Source organism: Streptomyces sp. IBSBF 2435 (genome assembly GCF_036815005.1).
Classification (GTDB): Bacteria; Actinomycetota; Actinomycetes; order Streptomycetales; family Streptomycetaceae; genus Actinacidiphila.
Map to the genome: position 1 here is coordinate 1 of NZ_JAJSYW010000307.1, position 4,772 is coordinate 4,772.

3 protein-coding genes are annotated in these 4,772 nt (G+C 76.6%); 2 read left to right on the forward strand and 1 reads right to left on the reverse strand.

Going from position 1 to position 4,772, the window contains the following annotated elements; all coding sequences use genetic code 11:
* On the reverse strand, positions 1-710 hold a 710-nt coding region (locus V7E46_RS32545), incomplete at its 3' end, for an FHA domain-containing protein (RefSeq protein WP_333771773.1).
* 586 nt (positions 711-1,296) lie between these two features.
* Here V7E46_RS32545 and V7E46_RS32550 point away from each other — a divergent pair.
* Both V7E46_RS32550 and V7E46_RS32555 read left to right on the forward strand, forming a co-directional pair.
* Positions 1,297-3,138 carry a serine/threonine-protein kinase gene (locus V7E46_RS32550; protein WP_333771774.1) on the forward strand — a complete coding sequence of 614 codons (1,842 nt, stop codon included), beginning with the start codon at positions 1,297-1,299 and terminating at the stop codon, positions 3,136-3,138.
* Positions 3,139-3,472: 334 nt separating this feature from the next.
* Positions 3,473-4,772, forward strand: a 1,300-nt coding sequence (locus V7E46_RS32555; protein WP_333771775.1) for a serine/threonine-protein kinase, incomplete at its 3' end; no start/stop codon positions are given.

A 4,772-nucleotide genomic window follows, 5' to 3' on the forward strand; every position in this document is an offset into this window, starting at 1 on the left:
GGCCAGGGGGCGTCGCGCAGGGACACCCGGAGGTGGCCCTCCGCGTCGGGAGTGGCCGCCAGCGGGGGCGCGGCGGGGGAGTCGGCCGGGTCGAGCCGCAGCGTGGACTCGCCCAGGTGGAGCAGCGCCCCGGGCGGCAGCGGCACCGGCTGCGGGCCGACCGCGCGCCCGCCCAGCGTCGTACCGTTCGTGGAGCCCAGGTCGGCGACGGTGAGGCCGCCGTCCGGGCCGAAGGCCACCTCGCAGTGCAGCCGTGAGACGTCCGGGTCGTCCAGCGGCACATCGGCGTCGGCCGACCGCCCGATCGTGGCCCGGCCGCCGGGCAGCAGGTGGACGCCGCCCGCGTCGGGGCCGCCGACCACCAGCAGCCGCGCGACCTCTGCCGAGGGGCGGCCGGCTTCGCCGAAACTGCCGTACTGCCCGTGGCCGTGCGCCTCGCCCGGCCGGCCCGGGGCGGCGTGCAGCGACAGGACGGCGCCGTCGACCAGCGGCGGCACCCCGAGCACGGCGGTCGGCGGGACGCGGTCCTGCCCGACGTAGAGCGCCACCGAGGACCCGGCGGAGCGGCCCGGCTGCCCGGACCCCGCGGCGGAGGCGAGCGCCCCTGCCACCGAGCCCAGCACGGTGCCCGCGGGTGCGGTGACGAGCACGTCACTGCCGCGAGCTGCCCGGCCGCTGCGCGGCCCGAGGACGGTCAGCCGGATCTGCATCTCGTCCGCGGTCCCTTCTGCCCGCGCACGCGCCGGGAACGACCCCCCGGACCGCGCACGAGCGCATTGACACTGACACGTAACCGCCCGCGTACCCGCCCGGACGGTGTCCGGCGGCGCGCAGGCACGAGCGGCAGGGCCGCCCCCCGCTGCTCCCACCGGACCGTACGGGTGCATCCTCCCACCCGCCACCGACATCCCGACGCCGGTACCACCCCCGGTGATCTTGTCCCACCGGACGCCGCCCCACTCGCCAACCGCATGCCGCCCTGCCCGTCGGCCGTGCACCGGCCGTTCCCGTGCCGCCCGCCGGACGCCGCCGGGCGGCAAGAGACCTGATCCGGCGCTTCCGCGACCGCGTACCGGCCGCACCGGGGCGGCGTCCGGGCGGTCCGCCGCCGCGTTCCGGAGCATGGTGTTCCGGAACGCGGCAGCCGCGCCGCCGCGCAACCGCGGACCGCTTCCCGGCGTCCTACCCGGGAATCCCGGCGCCGCCGCCCGGCCACCGTTCGCCGCGCGGCACTACGCTTGGCCGGAATCGGGCACCGGAAGGGCCCGGTCACCTACGGAGCAGGGAGCGCATGACGTGCGGCCGGTAGGCAGCAAGTACCTCCTGGAGGAGCCGCTCGGACGCGGCGCCACAGGCACCGTCTGGCGTGCCCGGGTGCGCGACGAGGCCGGCACCGCGGTCGCCGTCAAGGTGCTCAAGGAAGAGCTGGCCGGCGATCCCGACGTGGTCATGCGCTTCCTGCGCGAGCGCTCGGTCCTGCTGCGGCTGCGGCACCCGCACATCGTGCGGGTCCGCGACCTGGTCGTCGAGGGCGATCTGCTCGCTCTGGTGATGGACCTGATCGACGGCCCCGACCTGCACCGCTACCTGCGCGAGAACGGCCCCTTCACCCCGGTCGCCGCCGCCCTGCTGACCGCGGCCGTCGCCGACGCGCTCGCCGCCAGCCACGCCGACGGCGTCGTGCACCGCGACCTCAAGCCCGCCAATGTGCTGCTCGCCACCCTCACGGGTGAGGACGGCGCCGAGCGGATGCACCCGATGCTCACCGACTTCGGCATCGCGCGGCTCGCGGACTCGCCGGGCGTCACCCGTACCCATGAGTTCGTGGGCACCCCCGCCTATGTGGCGCCGGAGTCCGCGCAGGGCCGCCCGCAGACCTCCGCGGTCGACGTCTACGGCGCCGGAATCCTGCTGTACGAGCTGCTCACCGGCCGTACGCCCTTCCACGGCGAGAATGCCATCGAGGTGCTCCAGGCCCACCTCACCCAGCAGCCGCGCCGCCCCACCACCGTGCCCGAACCGCTGTGGACGGTCATCGAGCGCTGCCTGCGCAAGGAGCCGGCGCAGCGGCCGAGCGCCGACAGCCTGGCCCGTGCGCTGCGGGTGGTCGCGGCGGGCGTCGGCGTGCACGCCAGCCCCGCGGCGGCCGAGGCCGCGCTCGGCGTGGGCGCACTGCTCGCCCCCGACGAGACCCCGACACTGGTGCCGGGCACCGGCCTGGGCGGCGTACATGGCGCAGGCTCCGGCAATGGCGACGCCGACCCCACGCAGGTACTGCCCTCGGGCCAGGGCGGCCAGGGCGGCGGGTACGACCCGAACGCCGCCACCAGTGTGCTGCCCTCGGAGGCCGGCCGGCCCGCCGCGGACGGCACCCGTGTCCTGCCGCCCGTGCCCGACGGCGCCCCGCAGGCGCAGGGGCCGCACCCCTGGGAGTCGCAGCTCAGCGCGGCCCGGCAGCGCAACGACCAGACCGAGGCACGCTATCTGCCGCCCGAGATGGACCCGCTCTTCCGCCGCCCGCGCCGCCAGCCGGGCCAGCCGGAGCAGGGCAGGGCCGACAGCCGGAACCAGGGCCAGGGCCAGGCGCGCCAGGGGTACGGCTACCCCCAGCAGCACCAGCCGCCGCCGTATCAGCAGCAGGGCGGCGGCCAGGGGTACGGGTACCCGCAGCAGCAGCCGGCCCCGCAGCAGCCGCGCCGGCAGCAGCCGCAGCAGTCCAGGCCGCCGCAGGCGTACGAGCCCCGCCAGCAGCCCCAGCCGCAGCGCTACGAGCCGCAGCAGCGCCCGCCGGCCCCGGCGCCGCCCCGGCAGCACGAGCCGCACGAGCCGCGGCGGCGCAGCGCCAACCCGGTCAAGATCCCCGGGCTCGGCTGCCTCAAGGGCTGCCTGACGGTGATCCTGGTGATCATCGTGCTCTTCGTCGTCATCTGGTACACCACACCGCTGCCGGACTGGGTCGACAGCACCCGCAACCTGTGGGACGCGACATCGAGCTGGGCGCACTCGGCGTGGGACAAGATCTCCTCGATCACCGGCGACTCGGGCGGCGGCCAGGGCAACAGCACGCCGGACCTGCACACCCCCGACCTGAACGGGCTGACCGGCAACGGCTTCAGCGGCTTCGACGGCAACGGCTGACCGCCCCCGCCCCGATGCCCGCCGACGACCGGCCCGCCCGGCCCTCGTAGGCCGCCGGCACGCCTTCCGTACGCGGCGGGCGAGCGGCCCGCGAGTGGTCCGGCCGCCTGCCCGTTCGCCGCCCGCCCGCCGCCCGTTCGCGTGCGGCGGGACCGCCGTCGTACGCCTGTTCCGGCGCCCGCCTTGGGGATTTGTCGACTTGCGAAGGGTGATTTCTGGTGCGGAACGCCTACTCAGCGGCCTCCCGTATCCCGAACGGCCCCTGATCCGCGTAGCTTTGTCGGCAACGCTTGGTCGCCCACGCGACGGACCGCCGGAGGAGTCGGAGCAAGTCTTGGCCAGGAAGATCGGCAGCCGCTATACCGCCCACCAGGTGCTCGGGCGGGGATCCGCGGGCACGGTGTGGCTCGGTGACGGCCCCGAGGGACCGGTCGCCATCAAGCTGCTGCGCGAGGACCTGGCCTCCGACCAGGACCTGGTCGGCCGCTTCGTGCAGGAGCGCACCGCCCTGCTGTCGCTCGACGACCCGCACATCGTGGGCATCCGCGACCTGGTGGTCGACGGCAACGACCTCGCCCTGGTGATGGACCTGGTCCGCGGCACCGACCTGCGCTCCCGCCTCGAACGCGAACGCCGGCTCGCCCCCGAGGCCGCCGTCGCCATCGCCGCCGACGTCGCCGACGGGCTCGCCGCGGCCCATGCCGCGGGCGTGGTCCATCGTGACGTCAAACCGGAGAACGTCCTGCTCGACTCCGCCGCCCCGGCGGGTCCCGGCGGCGCCCCGCCCGCGCTGCTCACCGACTTCGGCATCGCCCGCCTGGTCGACACCCCGCGCCGCACCCGCGCCACCCGCATCATCGGCACCCCCGACTACCTGGCCCCGGAGATCATCGAGGGCCTGCCGCCGCGCGCCTCGGTCGACATCTACGCGCTGGCCACCGTGCTCTACGAACTGCTCGGCGGCTTCACGCCCTTCGGCGGCGGCCACCCCGGCGCCGTCCTGCGCCGGCACGTGACCGAGGCCGTGCAGCCGCTGCCGGGGCTGCCCGCGGGACTCGACCGCATCCTCACCGCCTGCCTCGCCAAGGCGCCCGCCTCCCGGCTCACCGCGGGCGAGCTGGGCACCCGGCTCCGCGACCTGCTGCCGTCGCTGGCCGGACTGCCCGCGCTGGACGTGGCCGCACCTGGTGACGGCGGCGAGGACGGCCCGTACGGCGACACCATTGCCGAGCCGTCGCCCGCCGCCGTACCGCCCGCCCCCGCCCCGTCGCCCGGCGGCGACCGCAGGCGCGGGGCCGTACCGCTCGTGCGGGGCACGGCCCCCGACTCCAGCCGGGACACCCACACGAGCATCAGGCTGCCCACCGCGGAGGAGCTGGCCGGCTACGGCGCCGCCTCCCGCAGCGCCGGCAAGGGCCGCGCCTCCGCGCCGGGACGGCCCGCGAGCCCCCGGCACCGCGCGGTCTCCGACGCCGTGCGCCAGCGGCGGATCCGCTTCGCCGCGGCGGCGGCCGCCGCGCTCGCCGTCGCCGGGATCGGCGGCTGGGGCATCGCCTCCGCCGGTTCGTCCGGCTCCGCGGGCCCCGGCAGCTCACGCGACGAGCGCGCGCGGCCAGGACAAGAACGTCTGGTAC